Origin of the sequence: Gilliamella sp. ESL0441 (assembly GCF_019469185.1) — a bacterium.
In the GTDB taxonomy this organism is placed as follows: domain Bacteria; phylum Pseudomonadota; class Gammaproteobacteria; order Enterobacterales; family Orbaceae; genus Gilliamella.
This window is the reverse complement of record NZ_CP048264.1, coordinates 2,290,436-2,307,822: the sequence shown is the minus strand read 5'-3', so window position 1 is coordinate 2,307,822 and position 17,387 is coordinate 2,290,436. Positions and strand designations below refer to the sequence as shown.

Annotated in this window: 15 protein-coding genes; 9 read left to right on the top strand and 6 right to left on the bottom strand. The window is 35.8% G+C overall.

Features of this window, described 5'->3' with window-relative positions; all coding sequences use genetic code 11:
- Positions 1-176: 176 nt before the first annotated feature.
- Genes murQ through aas form a run of 3 tightly spaced genes read right to left on the bottom strand, consistent with a single transcriptional unit; the run spans position 177 to position 4,412 of the window.
- Complete coding sequence (murQ, locus tag GYM75_RS10275) at positions 177-1,082, bottom strand: N-acetylmuramic acid 6-phosphate etherase (RefSeq protein WP_220215865.1); 906 nt, start codon at positions 1,080-1,082, stop codon at positions 177-179.
- A complete protein-coding gene (lplT, locus tag GYM75_RS10270; protein ID WP_220215864.1) occupies positions 1,048-2,256 on the bottom strand; it encodes a lysophospholipid transporter LplT in 1,209 nt (402 codons plus the stop codon). Before lplT ends, murQ begins: the two co-directional genes overlap by 35 nt.
- A 14-nt stretch (positions 2,257-2,270) precedes the next feature.
- Positions 2,271-4,412, bottom strand: coding sequence for a bifunctional acyl-ACP--phospholipid O-acyltransferase/long-chain-fatty-acid--ACP ligase (aas, locus tag GYM75_RS10265; RefSeq protein WP_220215863.1), 2,142 nt, complete (start codon positions 4,410-4,412; stop codon positions 2,271-2,273).
- A gap of 200 nt (positions 4,413-4,612) precedes the next feature.
- Here aas and GYM75_RS10260 point away from each other — a divergent pair, with 200 nt between their 5' ends.
- On the top strand, positions 4,613-5,587 hold the full coding sequence (locus GYM75_RS10260; protein ID WP_220215862.1) for a hypothetical protein: 975 nt from the start codon (positions 4,613-4,615) through the stop codon (positions 5,585-5,587).
- A gap of 86 nt (positions 5,588-5,673) precedes the next feature.
- Here GYM75_RS10260 and gpsA read toward each other — a convergent pair whose 3' ends face one another.
- Genes gpsA through GYM75_RS10245 form a run of 3 tightly spaced genes read right to left on the bottom strand, consistent with a single transcriptional unit; the run spans position 5,674 to position 7,678 of the window.
- Positions 5,674-6,690 (bottom strand): NAD(P)H-dependent glycerol-3-phosphate dehydrogenase, encoded by a 1,017-nt coding sequence (gene gpsA / locus GYM75_RS10255; protein ID WP_370632180.1) that lies wholly within the window; start codon positions 6,688-6,690, stop codon positions 5,674-5,676.
- Between the two features lie 39 nt (positions 6,691-6,729).
- Positions 6,730-7,212, bottom strand: a complete 483-nt coding sequence (gene secB / locus GYM75_RS10250) for a protein-export chaperone SecB (RefSeq protein WP_220215860.1) — start codon at positions 7,210-7,212, stop codon at positions 6,730-6,732.
- 25 nt (positions 7,213-7,237) lie between these two features.
- Positions 7,238-7,678 (bottom strand): rhodanese-like domain-containing protein, encoded by a 441-nt coding sequence (locus tag GYM75_RS10245; RefSeq protein ID WP_363317403.1) that lies wholly within the window; start codon positions 7,676-7,678, stop codon positions 7,238-7,240.
- Between the two features lie 393 nt (positions 7,679-8,071).
- On the opposite strand from GYM75_RS10245, the gene glnA reads away from it, so the two are divergent.
- From glnA to cra, 8 genes are all read left to right on the top strand, one after another.
- Positions 8,072-9,481, top strand: coding sequence for a glutamate--ammonia ligase (gene glnA, locus GYM75_RS10240; protein ID WP_065559692.1), 1,410 nt, complete (start codon positions 8,072-8,074; stop codon positions 9,479-9,481).
- Positions 9,482-9,552: 71 nt separating this feature from the next.
- The gene (glnL, locus tag GYM75_RS10235; RefSeq protein ID WP_220215858.1) at positions 9,553-10,602 is read left to right on the top strand and encodes a nitrogen regulation protein NR(II); all 1,050 of its coding nucleotides are present in this window, start codon (positions 9,553-9,555) and stop codon (positions 10,600-10,602) included.
- A gap of 11 nt (positions 10,603-10,613) precedes the next feature.
- Positions 10,614-12,080 (top strand): nitrogen regulation protein NR(I), encoded by a 1,467-nt coding sequence (gene glnG, locus GYM75_RS10230; protein WP_220215857.1) that lies wholly within the window; start codon positions 10,614-10,616, stop codon positions 12,078-12,080.
- Positions 12,081-12,259: 179 nt separating this feature from the next.
- Positions 12,260-13,234 (top strand): siderophore ABC transporter substrate-binding protein, encoded by a 975-nt coding sequence (locus GYM75_RS10225; RefSeq protein ID WP_220215856.1) that lies wholly within the window; start codon positions 12,260-12,262, stop codon positions 13,232-13,234.
- Between the two features lie 6 nt (positions 13,235-13,240).
- Positions 13,241-14,200 (top strand): ABC transporter permease, encoded by a 960-nt coding sequence (locus GYM75_RS10220; RefSeq protein ID WP_220215855.1) that lies wholly within the window; start codon positions 13,241-13,243, stop codon positions 14,198-14,200.
- Complete coding sequence (locus GYM75_RS10215) at positions 14,190-15,161, top strand: iron chelate uptake ABC transporter family permease subunit (protein WP_370632119.1); 972 nt, start codon at positions 14,190-14,192, stop codon at positions 15,159-15,161. Before GYM75_RS10220 ends, GYM75_RS10215 begins: the two co-directional genes overlap by 11 nt.
- A complete protein-coding gene (locus GYM75_RS10210) occupies positions 15,158-15,913 on the top strand; it encodes an ABC transporter ATP-binding protein (protein ID WP_220215853.1) in 756 nt (251 codons plus the stop codon). Before GYM75_RS10215 ends, GYM75_RS10210 begins: the two co-directional genes overlap by 4 nt.
- Positions 15,914-16,040: 127 nt before the next feature.
- On the top strand, positions 16,041-17,054 hold the full coding sequence (cra, locus tag GYM75_RS10205) for a catabolite repressor/activator (RefSeq protein WP_220217308.1): 1,014 nt from the start codon (positions 16,041-16,043) through the stop codon (positions 17,052-17,054).
- Positions 17,055-17,387: the final 333 nt, after the last annotated feature.

Below are 17,387 nucleotides of genomic sequence, written 5' to 3'. Positions count from 1 at the left end.
ATCATATTATTATAATTATCTCAGTGCACTGTTATGCCTGTAATATTCTGTTTAAATAAATGGTACAGTTTTTATATTTCTCTATTATGTTATAGATTGTCAATAATCCTAATTTGAAAATTAGACATAGATCATAAAAACAGACCATTTATGTTTGTTTTTCTATAATTATCTTATCAACTCGCCGATAGTGCTTTTCTGATAAAACCATTATTTTCTGATAATAATTTTTTTGCTTGATCAACATCAAAGTGACCGAGAATCATTAAAATAGCTGTTTTACAGTGTCTATCACTCTGTTTAAGTGCTAACACCGCCGTTTGGCGGTCACATTCAGTTGCTTGCATGACAATGGATATTTGTCGCTCAATTAATTTAGCATTAGTGGCTTCGACATCGACCATTAAATTACCGTAAACTTTACCAATTTTGATCATGCTTGCGGTGGTTAACATATTAAGGACGAGTTTTTGTGCTGTTCCGGCTTTCATTCTTGATGACCCCGTTATCACTTCAGCTCCTACAATTGGTGTGATGGCGACGTCTGCCAGATCAATCATAGGGGCATTGGGGTTACAGCATAAACTTATCACTGTTGCGCCGATTGACTTAGCAAATTGCATACCACCTATAACGTAGGGAGTGCGACCACTTGCGGCAATACCAACTAAAATATCATTGGCTGAAAAGTGAATATTTTTCAAATCAGTTATTGCTAATTCAGGATTATCTTCGGCATTTTCAACTGCTTTAAAAATTGCCGTTTGACCACCAGCAATCAATCCGATGACTTGTTGAGAAGGGGTGCCATAGGTGGGTGGGCATTCACTTGCATCTAAAATACCAAGCCGACCTGAAGTGCCGGCACCGAGATAAATTAAACGACCGTGATTTAAAAAAGTTTGACTAATCACATCCACTGCTTTAGCGATATTTGCTAACTCTTTTTCAACAGCAACGGCAACATGCTTATCTTCATTATTGATGATTTTGAGTATATCGATCGTCGAACAGCTATCAATTTTTTCGCTGTATGGATTACGACTTTCAGTTAACATTTTTGATAGATTTATTGGTTGCATACTTTTTTAATCCTAGCCACAGTAAAAAGATGACAATTGCAAATAAAGCGCCGAAACTAACGCCAATTGTTATTATCGAGATCTTAAAAGATACAGCAACAGTATAAAGACCCAACATAACCATCATTGTAGTATATTCACTTAAATTTTGTACGGAAATGACACTGCCTGCACCCACAAGATCTTTACCCGTTTTTTGAATTAATGCATTTAAGGGTACTAAAAAGAATCCGCCTAACGCACCAATAACAATTAATAATACATAACAAGCAATAAGGTTGCTTTGTAAAGTGAATGCGATAACGGCAATGCCCATCATAATACCTGCCGGAATGCAACGTAACGTATTATTGATTGAGATCAATAAGCTGGCTAATCCTGCTCCAATAACAATACCGATAGCAACGACTGCATTTAGATTTGTTGGTGTTGCGATATCAGTAATATTTAAAACAGCTGGTACCCAAAGGATTAATAAAAATCGTAAGGTAACTCCCGCCCCCCAGAATAGACTTGTGCCTAATAAAGTATATAAAACAAGTTTATTATTGAGAATAATGTGAACGGTTTTACTAAAATCTTTTATCATACCCTTTATATTCCATTGAATATCTTTTCTGGCAGCAGGGAGTTTAGGAATAAAAATATTAGCAATAACAGCAAAACCATACATTAATACACATGCAAGTAAGGACGCACTGACATTCATATCGGCAAGATGTCCACCAGCAAGTGAACCCAGTAAAATAGCCGCAATAGTGGATGCTTCTATCAATCCATTCGCTTTGACTAAATTATTACCTGAAGTCAGTTCGCCTAAAATGCCATATTTAGCAGGCGAATAACCCGCTGCACCAACACCTACTAAAAAATAGCCAATAAAAGGGTTGAAATTAAGACAGATACAGGCTGCGCCTAATAGCTTCATACCATTTGAAATCATCATGACTTTTCCTTTAGACATACAGTCTGCAAATTGACCAACAAAAGGAGAAAGGATGATAAAAGGAATCACAAAACCAATTTGTAATACTGACTGACTCCATTCAGGATAGTGAAACTTTTTGATATATGCAAGAATAGCAAAGAATATTGCATTATCTGCAAATGCCGAAAAGAATTGCGCCAGCATGGTTGCCACCATGCCTTTGCTTAATAGTGAATTGTGGTTCATGTGATATCCTTATGCTATTCGTCAGCCATTTTTCGAAGTGTGATAAAGTCTATTTTTCCTGTTCCAAGAAGTGGAAGTTCTTTAACAACTCGAATATCACGAGGAACGGCTAAAGCAGGAATACCAAGTTCTTGTGCTGTTTGACTTAGTTGTTCACGATCTAACTTGGTTGAAGTTGTGAAAAGTACAATTGCTTCCCCTTTTGCTGCATCAGCTTTTACTGTTGCACCATGCATTGCATCGGGATCCACTTTTTTAGCGAGTGCCTCTACACTCTCTAAAGAGACCATTTCACCTGCTATTTTGGCAAATCGTTTTAGTCGTCCTTTAATGGTGATAAAACCTTCATCATCAATTGAAACGATATCACCGGTATCGTACCAACCCTGTTCAGCTTCACCGTTTTCATCTATGGCGACAGGTGGTTCAAGGGTGCCTGGATTTTCAACGCGCAAATAACCTTTCATCACGTTTGGCCCTTTAACTTGTAACTCTCCTCCCTCACTAATGCCAGGTATATGAATTAACCGTGAAGTCATCCCCGGCAATAAACGACCAACTGTGCCATTTTTAAATGCCATAGGTACATTGAGGGCAACGACCGGTGCACATTCGGTGACGCCATAACCTTCTAAAATACGAATGCCATATTTATCTTTCCATAGTTCTCGTACTGGTTCTGATAATTTTTCAGCGCCAGCTACCACATAGCGTAAACGCATAAAATCAAATGGGTGGGCATAGCGAGCATAGTTAGCTAAAAAAGTTGGTGTACCAAATAGAACGGTACAATTTTGGTCATAAATAATTTCTGGTACCATTCGATAGTGTAATGGGTTTGGATATAAAAATGTACGACTACCTGAAAAAAGCGGTAAAAATAAACCAGCTGTGATACCAAAAGCATGGAACAACGGTAACGCAGACATAAATCGATCGGCTGGAGTAGGATCAATGACCGATCGAATTTGTTCAACATTAGCAAGTAGACTACCATGCGTATGCACAACCCCTTTAGGGTTACCCTCAGAGCCTGATGTAAAAAGAACAAGTGCTTCATCATCACTTGTCTGATTACATTCAACAAAACGTGGAATATATTGATTCACTGCCACATAGAGCTTATCTTTTAAAGTCAAACTACTACGTAAATCTTCCAGAAAATACCACTTAATGCCTTTGATCTCATCTAAGAGATAATCGAGTTTACCTTTTTGAATAAATTTACGCGACGTGACAATGGATTTAATTTCGGCGGCAGTAATTGCACAGGTTAATCCCTTTGTACCAGCAGTATAATTAAGCATGGCAGGTACTCGGTTTTTCACTAATAAACCGAAAATAGTCGCAACGGTGATTGTGGCATTGGGGAGTAAAACACCCACTCGTTCTTTTTTTTCGGTAATTTTTTCGATAATGCAACTTACACCAATAATTTGCTTAAGTAAATTACGATAAGATAATTCGGACGTTGTCGGGTCTTGTACTGTTCTTGATTTTGTCCCGTAGCGAACTTGTGCTTCAAGTAATGCTTCAAATAGTGTTAATTTAGGACGGCTTGCCAAACGAGCATTCATCATGATTTGATGCAATTTTTCACCCGCTATATAGCGTTTGTCTTTTGCTTTAGGCGCATTTGGCATTGGAATTGTGGTCGGTTCAAGTACATGAATCGTTATTTTCGGGAATAAGCGGCGTTTAAACAGTCCTTTTAGGCGGCTAGTTAATGTGAACTCTGCTCCTTCAATCCAGACTGGTACAATTGTTGCTTTCGATCGAGCCGCTACAAAAGCCGCTCCATCATAAATTTTCATTAATGACCCTGTTACGGTGATTCTTCCTTCAGGGAATATGACTATCGGACGTCCTTTTTCAATTTCGCGTACTAAGCGTTTAATCGCCATAGGATTAATCGGATCCATCGGCACAAAATCCACGTACCGTTTTGCTAAACGAACTAACCAGTGATCAATATAACCTGAATAAATGGCAAACACGGGTCTAACAGGTAAGAAAACACCGATTAGAAGACCATCAAGAAAGGAAACATGGTTAGGAGTGATAAGCAATCTTTCTTGCTTTAAGTTTTTTAGGTTACCATAAATTTTGACATGAAAAAGAAACTTTAAAATAACCCTTAATATATTGAATAACATCTTAATTCTCAATTTCCGTGCAAAATTGCACCTTGTCATAATAGTGAAAATAGAGGAAATACACAAGATATGTTGTTTATTTTGAATTTATTATGAATAATCTGAACATGATTAATGATTTTCTTTGTTTAGTTATCTAAAAGTTAGACAATGCCTATAAAAAACGTAAAATAAATCATAAAAAAAGGTCTGGAGTGAAAATGTTAATTTTATCCGCAAATGATATTCAACATGTTTATAGTATGAAAGATGCCATTGAGGCAGATAAACAAGCTTTAAAAATCTATACCCAAGGAGATAGTGAAGTGCCTTTACGTATCAATTTTGATATGCAGAAAGGGCAAAGTTTATTTATGCCCGCGCATATAAAAGGTAAGGATATCGTTGGCATTAAAATTGTGTCTGTATTTCCGGATAATCCTAAATTGGGTAAACCCTCCGTACCAGCGCAAGTGATGATGTTAGATCCTTTAACTGGGGAAGTTTGTGCCATTTTAGATGGTACTTTTGTAACTCAACTTCGTACAGGGGCGGTACAAGGTGCGGCAACCGATCTGTTAGCAAGAAAAAATGCTCGACGAGCAGTATTAATTGGAACAGGAGGTCAGGCAGTATCACAATTAGAAGCCATGTTAACCGTTCGGGATCTTACTGATGTAGCTATTTACGATATCGATGAACAAAAAGCGAAACAATTTACGGAAGCGATGAAAAAACACTTTTCACATTTTTCAGCCAATCTCTATTTTTCGCAAAATTTTGATGAAGACATTGGTCAAGCAGATATTATCACCTCAGTGACAACATCTAAAGTGGTCACATTTAATGGTGATATCGTTAAGCCTGGTACTCATATTAATGGTGTGGGTGCATATACCCATGAAATGCATGAAATACCAAGTAATATTGTTGAAAAAGCGGACATTCGTGTACTTGATACTAAAGAGGGCGTTTTTGCCGAAGCAGGGGATATTATTGATCCAATTAACCAGAAACGTGTATCAAAAAATGATTTTTTTGAGTTGGGTGAATTAGTTACTGATTCGCAAAAATGTCGCCAAAACGATGAGCAAATCACTTTATTTAAAACGGTGGGAACAGCCGTTCTCGATGTTTATGTTGGATATGATATTTATCTAAAAGCAAAAGAAAAGGGTATTGGAACAAATATATAAGCTAAAGATTAGAAAGAATAGCTCATTTTAATTACAACGTTATTTAATAGCGTTAATACAAAGTGATGATATAACGGTATTAAAAATTAACTTTTTAGTTCTTCTTTCTGTGATCGTCCGAGTAAGGTCATTGCCGCTTGTTTAGGATCTTTATGCTCGTATAGTACTTTATAAATTTGTTCAGTGATTGGCATATCCACATGATATTGTTTTGCAAGTGTCCAAACTTCTTTAGTATTTTTAAATCCTTCGACAACTTGTGCGATAATATCTTGTGCTTCTTGAATAGATTTATTTTGTCCCAGCAAAATACCGAAACGTCGATTTCGTGATTGATTATCCGTACAGGTTAATACAAGATCACCAAGTCCAGCCATGCCCATAAACGTTGCAGGATCTGCACCAAGCGCTTCGCCCAATCGCATCATTTCAGCCAGTCCACGTGTGATTAACGCTGTTCTTGCATTCGCACCAAAACCCAGCCCATCAGACAATCCTGCTCCTATCGCAATCACATTTTTAATGGCGCCACCAAGTTGCACCCCAATAAAATCTTTACTGCTATAGACCCGAAAACTTTTACTACAATGAAATAAATTTTGTAACTCAGTTAAAAAATCATCATCCGTTGAAGCAACTGTTACCGCCGTTGGCAAACCTGAGGCAACTTCTTTAGCAAAAGTAGGGCCTGAAATGACAGCTAGGGGGATTTGATTGCCTAAAATTTCTCTGGCGACATCTTGCAATAAACGTCCGGTATTGACCTCAAGTCCTTTGGTTGCCCAAACAATTTTACTATCTTTGCGTAAATAGGGTTTTATTTGCTTTAAAATAGTACCAAAAGCATGGCTAGGTACCACTATGAGTAAGATTGGTGACGCTGAAACAGCTGTTTGCAGATCACTTTCAATGTGCAGTAATTCAGGAAAAGGAATATCAGGCAAAAATTGTTTATTTTGCCTGTCATGCTGTAAAGCCATCATTTTGTGTGAATTATGTCCCCACAATAATGTTTGATGACCATTACGTGCAAGTAAAATAGCTAAAGAGGTTCCGTAAGAACCTGCACCGATTACTGTGACAACAGCATGTTTTTCCATAATTAACCGTTAGATTTATCGTTCTAGATTAAATCACAATGATTATTGTAATGTTTCTGTTGATTCTTCTTCAACTGATTGTTGTTGCTGTTGAAGATAGTTCATAAATAACACGTCAAAGTTAACCGGTTCTAAATTAACTGGTGGGAAAGAACCTTTAATGACTAAGTTAGAAATTGTTTCTCGTGCATACGGGAATAAAATATTCGGACAGTAAGCACCTAAACAGTGTTGTAACTGTGCATCATTGAATCCAACGAGTGAAAAAATACCTGCTTGCGTTACTTCACAAATATAGGCAACTTCGTCTTGTGACTTCATTGTTACTGTAATGCGTAATGCGACTTCATAAACATCATCATTTAAGGATTGAGATGATGTATTCAATTCAACATTCATGGCTGGTTGAAATTGTTTGGTAAAAACTTCAGGTACATTATTGGTTTCAAATGAAACATCTTTTGTATAAATACGTTGAATTGCAAATTGTGTTTCTGGTTGTTGTGTATTGTTTTGTTCTGTCATGATCTAACCTTATTTTAATATAGTTTTATTTTCTAACTAATGGTAAATTTTCGCCATTCCATCCTGCAATGCCATCTTTTAATGCAAAAACATTCAAGAAACCTTGTTTAACTAGTATTTCACCGATACCGACTGATGATAGACCATTATCATCAACTAAAATAACAAAATTTTCTTTATGTTTTTCAATAGAATTTGCACTCGCATTTTTGATATCAATGGGGAGTATATTCAGGGAATCGGTAATATGCCCCTTTTTGAAACTATCAGCTGATCGCAAATCAATGATTTTAGCATTTTGTTTATTAATCAGATTGATTGCTTGAGCATTATTAATGATTTTAACTTTTGATAACTTACTTTTGATGGTTAATACAATGATTGCAATAAAAAGTACAATCCAACCTAAAGAAAGTAAAATATGATTTTTAACAAAAGGTATAATTTCGAGTGTAATAAAGTCCATACTTTTATAATTACCTAGTTTTTCAATATAAGGAGAGATTATAGCGATATTATGCACTGAAATACAGTACCTATAAGAAAATCTTGTTGTTCCCCAAATTATCGAGCGTTAAATTGAGAAGATTCTTATTGAGTTTTTGATTATTACAAGGATGATTGAATGCGTGAACGACATCTTTTTAGCAAAATAAATGTGCAACGCCTTTTATTGGTGCATTCTAAGTGTTTTTATGCATTATTTTGGTGCATCAATGCTATTTGTGTTACTATTTAACCCGTAAATTCACTAGAAAAACGTGACTTAAAACTTGGCATCATATTTGCATAAAAGAAAATAACTTGGCAAGAATGCCTTACGAACTGAACAATTATTTGTCCTCAACGGAGAAGATACATGTCTATACAAAAAGTATTAACACTAATTAAAGAAAATGATGTTAAATTTGTCGATTTGCGTTTTACTGATACCAAAGGTAAAGAGCAACACGTTACGATACCCGTTAGTCAAATTGATGCTGACTTTTTTGAAGACGGTAAAATGTTTGACGGTTCTTCAATTGCTGGTTGGAAAGGGATTAATGAATCGGATATGGTATTAATGCCTGATGCTTCAAGTGCCGTTATTGATCCATTTTTTGAAGATGTAACATTAAATCTCCGTTGTGATGTACTCGAACCTGCAACATTACAAGGTTATGATCGTGATCCTCGTTCAATCGCAAAACGTGCTGAAGAGTTTTTAAAATCTTCAGGCATTGCTGATACCGTAATTTTTGGACCTGAACCCGAATTCTTTTTATTTGATGATGTTCGTTTTGGTTCACCGATGTCAGGTAGTTTTGTTCATATTGATGATATTGAAGCCGCTTGGAATTCAGGCACAAAATATGAAGAAGGTAACAAAGGTCATCGCCCAGGCGTAAAAGGCGGTTACTTCCCACTTCCTCCGGTTGATTCATCGCAAGATATCCGCTCAGAGATGTGTTTAATTATGGAACAACTTGGTTTAGTGGTTGAAGCTCATCACCATGAAGTGGCAACTGCAGGACAAAATGAAATTGCTTGTCGTTTCAATACATTAACTAAAAAAGCGGATGAAGTTCAAATTTATAAATATGTTGTGCAAAATGTAGCGCATATTTATGGAAAAACAGCGACATTTATGCCAAAACCGATGTTTGGCGATAATGGTTCAGGCATGCACTGCCATCAATCTTTAGCTAAAGATGGAGTTAACTTATTTGCCGGTGATAAATATGCTGGGCTTTCTGAGATGGCATTATTCTATATTGGCGGTATTATTAAACATGCTAAAGCTATCAATGCATTTACTAACCCTGCAACAAACTCATATAAACGTTTAGTACCGGGTTATGAAGCGCCTGTTATGCTTGCGTATTCTGCTCGTAACCGTTCTGCTTCAATTCGTATTCCGGTTGTGACTAGCCCGAAAGCACGCCGTATTGAAGTTCGTTTCCCTGATCCAGCAGGTAATCCATATTTATCATTTGCTGCGCAGTTAATGGCTGGTTTAGATGGTATTATTAACAAAATTCATCCTGGCGATGCAATGGATAAAAACTTATATGATTTACCACCGGAAGAATCTAAATTAATTCCACAAGTGGCAGGTTCACTTGAAGAAGCGCTTAATGCATTAGATGCTGATCGTGAATTCTTAACGCGTGGTAATGTCTTCACTAATGATACGATTGATGCGTATATTGATTTAAAACGTCAAGATGTTGATCGTGTACGTATGACACCACATCCAGTTGAATTTGAACTTTACTATAGTTTATAAATTTATCTAAAATTTAAACAGTTAATCCACCGTCTAAAGCGGTGGATTTTAATGAGGACGGAATACCGACGATGACATTTGATAGTGAATCTGATGCTGATCTTGTTCTCAACTCGATGATTACAAGTATTTTATTACTTGATAAAAATCTCAATATTGTTTACGCCAATACCGCTGCCCAACAGCTATTAGCACAAAGTCCCAAAAAGTTATTAGATAGTTATCTTCCTGATTTATTGAGTTACCATTCTTTAGATTTCGAGTTAATGCAAAGTTCATTATCCAAAAATCAAGGTTTTACGGATACTGAAGTGAATTTGGTGGTGAATAATGAATTGCATATCTTATCGTTAACGGCACAACCCTTAAGTAATGAACAGATCTTAATTGAAATGGCGCCTTTAAATAATCATAAACGGTTAAGCCAAGAACAGTTACAACAAGCTCAACAAAGTGCTGCTCGTGAACTTGTGCGAGGGCTAGCACATGAAATTAAAAACCCATTAGGTGGGCTTCGAGGTGCCGCACAATTATTATCACGAGAATTACCAAAAAATGAGTTGCAAGATTATACGCAAATTATTATTGAACAAGCAGATAGATTAAGGAATCTAGTAGATAGGTTATTAGGACCACAGCAACGCTTGCACCAAAAAGTACAAAATATTCATCAAGCGATTGAGCGAACTTATGCGTTATTATGCATCGAAAAACCATTAAATGTGACTATTTTACGGGATTATGATCCAAGTTTGCCAGAATTTATCCATGATTCAGAGCAGATCGAACAAGTTATTTTAAATATTGTGCGAAATGCTTTACAGGCTATTGGTACGAAAACAGGTACGATAACAATCAGAACGAGAACTGCCTTTCAAATTACATTGCATGGACAACGTTATCGACTATGTGCACGTATTGATATTGAAGATAATGGACCGGGGGTACCTGTTCATATTCAAGATACACTTTTTTATCCTATGGTAAGCGGTTATGAAGGTGGGACAGGAATCGGTCTTTCTATTGCACATAATATTGTTGATCAACATCATGGTAAAATTGAATTTAATAGTTGGCCTGGACACACTGAATTTTCTGTCTATTTGCCAATCAAACAATGAGGTAATTTAAAATGAATGTTTGGGTTGTTGATGATGATAGTTCAATTCGTTGGGTATTAGAAAAAGCACTTACCAATGCGCATTTTAATTGTATTAGTTTTGCAAACGGTCAAGATGTGATCGAAGCTTTGACTAATCAACTACCCAAACCAGCTGTACTAATTTCTGATATTAAAATGCCTGGCATCGATGGTCTATCATTACTTAATTATATCAAAGCACAATTCCCCCATTTGCCTGTCATTATTATGACAGCGCATTCTGATCTTGATGCTGCTGTCAACGCTTACCAAAAAGGGGCTTTTGATTATATTCCCAAACCCTTTGATGTGGATGAAATGATTCAACTTGTTGAACGTGCTATTGCACAGTCTCAACATTTACAAGTACCAAATCATCAACGTACTCATGTTACGGCAAAAGCATCAACAGGCATAATAGGTGAAGCACCTTCAATGCAAGAGGTATTTCGGATTATTGGACGCTTATCAAAATCTTCTATTAGTGTGCTGATTAATGGTGAATCAGGTACAGGTAAAGAGTTAGTCGCAAAAGCGTTGCATACTCATAGCCCTCGATCACATTCACCTTTTATCGCACTTAATATGGCAGCGATTCCCAAAGATCTGATTGAATCGGAACTGTTTGGACACGAAAAAGGGGCGTTTACTGGGGCTGCACAAATCAGGCATGGACGATTTGAACAGGCTAATGGTGGAACCTTATTTTTAGATGAAATCGGTGATATGCCTCTTGATGTTCAAACACGGTTACTTCGAGTCCTTGCTGATGGACAATTTTATCGTATTGGTGGTTATTCCCCCGTAAAAGTTGATGTCAGAATTATTGCCGCAACGCATCAAGATTTAGAAGCAAGAGTGCGTGAAGGCAAATTTCGGGATGATTTGTTTCATCGCTTAAATGTAATCCGTATTTTATTGCCTCCATTACGTGATCGTGCTCAAGATATTCCGAAACTTGCAGAGCATTTTTTATATACCACGGCTAAAGAGTTAGGCGTTGAAAGTAAAGTTTTTAGTCCCGAAGCGATGAGTGTTCTATGTAAATTTAATTGGCCGGGCAATGTAAGACAGCTTGAAAATACCTGTCGTTGGGTGACAGTCATGTCTTCTAGTAAAGAAATTTTAGTGCAAGATCTACCACCAGAGCTATTACAATTTCCGATGCCTAAAATTTCGGTTGGTCGTAATGATATAAGTTTGACATTAAACGACTCTCAAGTTGCAATGGATTGGCAATTTTTACTGGAACAATGGGCTAAACAATCGCTTGTCGCAGGAAAATCGGGCATTTTAACTGAGGCAGTGACAGAAGTAGAGCGTATTTTATTAAATTGCGCACTTAATTTTACCCGAGGACATAAACAAGAAGCAGCAAATTTATTAGGGTGGGGGCGTAATACTTTAACCAGAAAGTTAAAAGAGTTTTCAAATAAAAATGACAGTGATATTGGCTAATTAATCTATAAAATTTTGACATAACGCTATGTAAAGAAACGTTTTCTAATCATTTAACACTGACTTTAGATATTCTTTAAAGTTTATTGAACACTGAGTTGTTTTTAGATACAATTTAATGCAAATGAGAATTATTTATATTTGTGTTGTTTTTATCTGAACAATAATTAGGAGTTCATATGTATTCATTTATCAAAGTTAAAATTACAGTGCTGTTTGCTGTATTGCTGTTAGTTGTTGGGTGTGATAATAATAAGAATAACCAAAAACCAGATTATTCCGATATTAAGAAAGATGTTCTGGTAATTAAACACGCTCAAGGCGAAGCATTTTTTGGGTCTGTTCCCAAAAAAGTAGCTGTTTTTAACGTTGCAACTCTTGATATTATTGATGCATTGAATATTCCAGTCTCAGCTGTACCACAATCAAATGTCCATTTACCTGATTTCTTATCTAAATATAGTGATAAGTCCTATACTAACATTGGGACTTTGTTTGAGCCAAATTACGAAGTTCTTAGCTCTATCAATCCTGACTTAATTATAGCAGGTGGACGAGCAACAGATGCCTATCCAAAATTGGAAAAATTAGCAGAAACAATCTCCTTAGATATTGATTCAAATAACTTCTTAGCGAGTTTAACTGAGCGAACTCGTCAATTAGGTGGGATTTTTGAAAAAGAGAAAGAAGCATCTAAATTGATTGAAGACTTCAATCAAAAAATAGAACAACTAAAACCAAAAACAAGTACAGCCGGTTCAGCATTAGTGATTATGATTAACGGTGGGAAAATGTCTGCATATGGCCCTAAATCACGTTTTGGATTTGTTTTTGATGTGTTAGGTTTCCAGCCAGCAACCACTTTCCAAGAAGCCGGTCGTCATGGGAATAGTGTTACTTCTGAATTCATTTTAAGTACTAATCCCGAATGGATATTTGTGTTAGATAGAGATAATGCCATTGGTAATAAAGAAGCTCAATCAGCACAACAAGTATTAAATAATGAATTAATTCAAAAAACGGCAGCATGGCAGCACAATCATATTGTTTATCTTGATTCAACATCGATGTATATCGCAGGCGGGATTCAAACGTATAGTCGTTTAATGGATCAAATAGCAGAAGCACTACAAGAATCATCGACTAATCAATAAAAAAACATGAAGTTGTCGTTATATTTTATTGCAGGCATCATTATTTTATTAATTTTGACTGCAATAAGTTTGTTTATTGGTGCAGGGCATGTCAATTTACATGAACTTTTCACCAATACAAATATGCAGCAGATCTTTTTTGTCAGTCGTTTGCCAAGAACGTTAGCGTTATTGTTAGCCGGTAGTGCAATGAGTGTCGCTGGCTTAGTGATGCAGTTATTAACACAAAACCGCTTTGTGGAGCCTACCCTTGTTGGCACCACCCAATCAGCCAGTCTTGGTTTACTCATCATGATGGTATTCGCGCCCGAACAAAGTGTCATGATCAAAATGGTGGTTGCAAGTTTATTTGCGATGATGGGTACGATTCTTTTTATGATAATATCCCATAAAATTGTTCTCAAATCAGCACTAATGGTTCCACTTATTGGGATTATGCTAGGCGCGATAATCAGTGCTGTAACCACATTTTTTGCCATGTATTATGATCTATTGCAATCGCTTTATGGATGGCAATCAGGTGATTTTTCTGGGATTTTACAAGGTCGTTATGAACTATTGTGGCTAGTTTGTGGTTTGACATTGGTAGCATGCTGGAGTGCAGATCAGTTTACAGTCGTGGGGTTAGGTCGAGATTTTTCGGTTAATGTGGGACTTAATTATCGTCGAGTCATGATAATTGGACTAATTGTCATAGCATTGATTGGCGGTATTGTTGTTGTGGTGGTTGGTGTATTACCGTTTTTAGGATTAATCGTCCCCAACATTGTCAGCTTGTTATTCGGTGATAATGTGCGTAAAACCATTCCTTGGGTCTGTTTATTTGGTGGGGGATTGGTATTAATTTGCGATATTATTGGACGTTTAATTCGCTATCCATTTGAAATCCCTGTCAGTGTAATTCTTGGTATTGTCGGTGCCGTAATCTTTTTAATATTATTAAGTCGAAAAAAACATGCTAGTTAGTTCAAAACACTATCTTTCCAGTCAAAAAAGAGTTTGGCTATTATTGAGTATAGCGCTTATTTGTATCCTCTTTTTTATGACCTTTAATCTAAAAGGGAATATTAGGTATATTTTGACTCATCGTATGTGGATAGTGTTGACGATGATATTAGTTGCTTTTTCGGCTGCAACATCCACACTCCTTTTTCAAACCGTGACCCATAATCGCATATTAACGCCGTCGATAATGGGGTTTGAATCTTTATTTGTCTTAATTCAAACAATTGTCATTTTCTTTATCGATGTGCAAGGTATTCCTTACATCGGTATTATGGGCAAATTTATCGTTGAATCGCTTTTACTGATCTTATTTTCTCTATTGTTATATAAAGGTTTATTGACTAAATTTAAGCAAAATCTTCATTTAGTATTATTAATTGGGATTATTCTGGGCACACTTTTCCGCAGTTTTGCAAACTTATTACAACGGTTAATGACACCAACTGAATTTGCTGTTTTGCAAAGTCGAATTTTTGCTACGTTCACTCGGGCTGATCCCATTTTAATTATTTTTTCATTCATTATTGCAATATGTATCGGACTATTTTTATGGAGAATGCGTTTTCAATTTGATGTTTTGGCTTTAGGACGTGATAACGCTATTAATCTTGGCGTTAATTATCATCAAAGCGTGACCATTATTTTACTTTTAGTCTCGATATTAGTTGCAATTTCAACCGCATTGGTTGGGCCGTTTACCTTCTTTGGTCTACTGATAGCAAATTTAGCTTATAGCATAAGTCGCTCAAGCCAACATCGATTTTTACTTCCCACGGCCTTTTTACTTGGCGTGATTTTTCTGGTGGGTGGTCAAATGTTTTTAGAGCATGTTTTGAATATGGTTGGTGCCATTACGGTCGTCATAGAGTTTATTGGTGGTAGTCTGTTTATCTTCTTATTATTGAAAAAGGTACCGATGTGATACAAATTGATAATATTAATAAAAAATATCAAACCCTTTCGGTTTTAAAAAATGTTACCGCCACGATTTCACAAGGGGGAATAACGGCAATCATTGGGCCTAATGGCGCTGGAAAATCAACTTTACTTTCGATTATAAGTCGACTTTTGAACGCTGATGAAGGAAACGTTAAAATTCAAGACATGGATGTGTTTAAAACGCCGAGTGATAAATTAGCTACTCATCTTTCGGTATTAAGACAAGAAAATCGCTTTACCAGTAGGCTTACCGTATTTGAACTGGTCGGATTCGGGCGTTATCCTCATACAAAAGGGCGTTTAAATCCTGATGATTATCAGCATATTCATCGAGCATTGGATTTTTTAAATTTAACTGAGTTTAAAGATCGTTTTTTAGATGAGTTATCTGGCGGACAGCGACAACGAGCATATGTCGCGATGGTGCTTTGTCAAGATACTGAATATGTGTTACTTGATGAACCGTTAAATAATTTGGATATGAAGCATGCAGTTTCGATGATGAAACAGTTACGACGTGCTGCGAATGAACTTGGTAAAACCATTGTCATTGTTATTCACGATATCAATTTTGCATCAGTCTATTCGGACTATATTTTAGCGATGAAAAATGGGGAACTGGTCTATCAAGGAACTCCAACACAGATTATGAATTCAGCTATTTTAGAAGATATTTTTGATACGCCGGTTAGCATTGAAACCATCCAAGGACAACATATCGCTGTATATTATTAATGTTGATTGGTGAATTTTAAATTGCCACAAAATATTACTAATAATAAATGAGTTAAAGAAAATTATTGTTTGCTAATTCCTCTATTTCATGTTAAAAAAATGGCTTCTTTTTGTCGAGACAATAGTGATGAAGTTAGAGGAAATAGCCTTTTTAGCAGGTGTATCAAAGACTACAGCAAGTTATGTGATTAATGGAAAAGCGAAGGAATATCGTGTTAGTGACAAAACTATCGCCAAAGTTATGGCAATTGTAAAAAAGCATAATTATTATCCTAACGCAGTTGCTGCAGGACTCCGTGAAGGTAAAACGCGTTCGATAGGAATCATCATTCCAGATTTAGAAAATAGTAGTTATACACGAATTGCTAGTTATTTAGAACAATTAGTCAGGAAAGAGGGCTATCAATTATTGTTATCTTGTTCTGATGATAATCCTGAAATTGAAAAAGAATGCGTTGCACATTTAAAACGTAGAAGGGTTGATGCCATAATTCTCTCATCCTCTTTTGTTTCTGATTCTGACTATGCGTTTTATGACAATTGGCAAAATTCTAAAATTCCATTATTTGCTTTAGATAGAACGTTATCTACCAAAAAGTTTCGAAATATAGTTGGTGCGGATAAAGATGATGCCCAAACATTAGCCCAAACATTTAATCATTTTGTGCAAGGTAAAGCTGTATATATAGGGGCATTACCAAATTTATCCGTAAGCCAACATCGTCTTGAAGGTTTTAAAGCTGTAACATTAAACGATTGCGATAGTGTCGAATTTTTATATGCTAATAATTATAGTCGTCAAGATGCTGATATTGCTTTTAGTAAATGGTTAAACGATCATGAATTACCAAATGGTATTTTTACAACTTCATTCTCTCTTCTTCAAGGTACTATCGATGCTATTTTAAGAAAATTTGGTCATTTACCTGAAACATTAACTATTGCAACGTTTGGGGATAATGAATTACTTGATTTTCTGCCTTGTAAAATGATTTCACTTTCTCAAGATCATAAAGAAATTGTAGAAGTGACGATTAAACTACTCCTTAATTATCTACATCAACAAGAATATCAATCGGGTACCACTGTAATTCCTAGAAAATTGATCTATCGTGGTAATCTTAGCCGTTTATGTAAATGATTAAGGGACGTTCATCGAAGTAAACATTTTTTGAAATAGGAATTTGTTATTACTCTTAGTATTAGAAAATATTGATGTGCGTTGCGATTCTTCCTAATTTTTTATTAAAATAAAAGATAAAGTATGCTCAGATATAGTCATATTATTAAAGTCTATAAAGATAAAAACTATTCAACGATATAACAAAAAAATGTCTATAATCTGTATTTTGTATTGAAAGGATTAATCAGAATCAAAAAATTAGATCTGGATCACATATTTGTTATTGATAGACATAATTTATTGGATAATTAACGTTAATTTATTCATCATGGCTGAAACGATTCAATAAAA

Excerpts from the sequence above, each read along its gene's own strand:
- cra (WP_220217308.1), top strand. The coding sequence starts at position 16,041 with ATGAAGTTAGAGGAAATAGCCTTTTTAGCAGGTGTATCAAAGACTACA.
- secB (WP_220215860.1), bottom strand. The coding sequence starts at position 7,212 with ATGACAGAACAAAACAATACACAACAACCAGAAACACAATTTGCAATT.
- GYM75_RS10220 (WP_220215855.1), top strand. The coding sequence starts at position 13,241 with ATGAAGTTGTCGTTATATTTTATTGCAGGCATCATTATTTTATTAATT.
- glnG (WP_220215857.1), top strand. The coding sequence starts at position 10,614 with ATGAATGTTTGGGTTGTTGATGATGATAGTTCAATTCGTTGGGTATTA.
- lplT (WP_220215864.1), bottom strand. The coding sequence starts at position 2,256 with ATGAACCACAATTCACTATTAAGCAAAGGCATGGTGGCAACCATGCTG.
- GYM75_RS10215 (WP_370632119.1), top strand. The coding sequence starts at position 14,190 with ATGCTAGTTAGTTCAAAACACTATCTTTCCAGTCAAAAAAGAGTTTGG.
- GYM75_RS10260 (WP_220215862.1), top strand. The coding sequence starts at position 4,613 with ATGTTAATTTTATCCGCAAATGATATTCAACATGTTTATAGTATGAAA.
- murQ (WP_220215865.1), bottom strand. The coding sequence starts at position 1,082 with ATGCAACCAATAAATCTATCAAAAATGTTAACTGAAAGTCGTAATCCA.
- glnA (WP_065559692.1), top strand. The coding sequence starts at position 8,072 with ATGTCTATACAAAAAGTATTAACACTAATTAAAGAAAATGATGTTAAA.
- aas (WP_220215863.1), bottom strand. The coding sequence starts at position 4,412 with ATGTTATTCAATATATTAAGGGTTATTTTAAAGTTTCTTTTTCATGTC.
- glnL (WP_220215858.1), top strand. The coding sequence starts at position 9,553 with ATGACATTTGATAGTGAATCTGATGCTGATCTTGTTCTCAACTCGATG.
- GYM75_RS10225 (WP_220215856.1), top strand. The coding sequence starts at position 12,260 with ATGTATTCATTTATCAAAGTTAAAATTACAGTGCTGTTTGCTGTATTG.
- GYM75_RS10245 (WP_363317403.1), bottom strand. The coding sequence starts at position 7,678 with ATGGACTTTATTACACTCGAAATTATACCTTTTGTTAAAAATCATATT.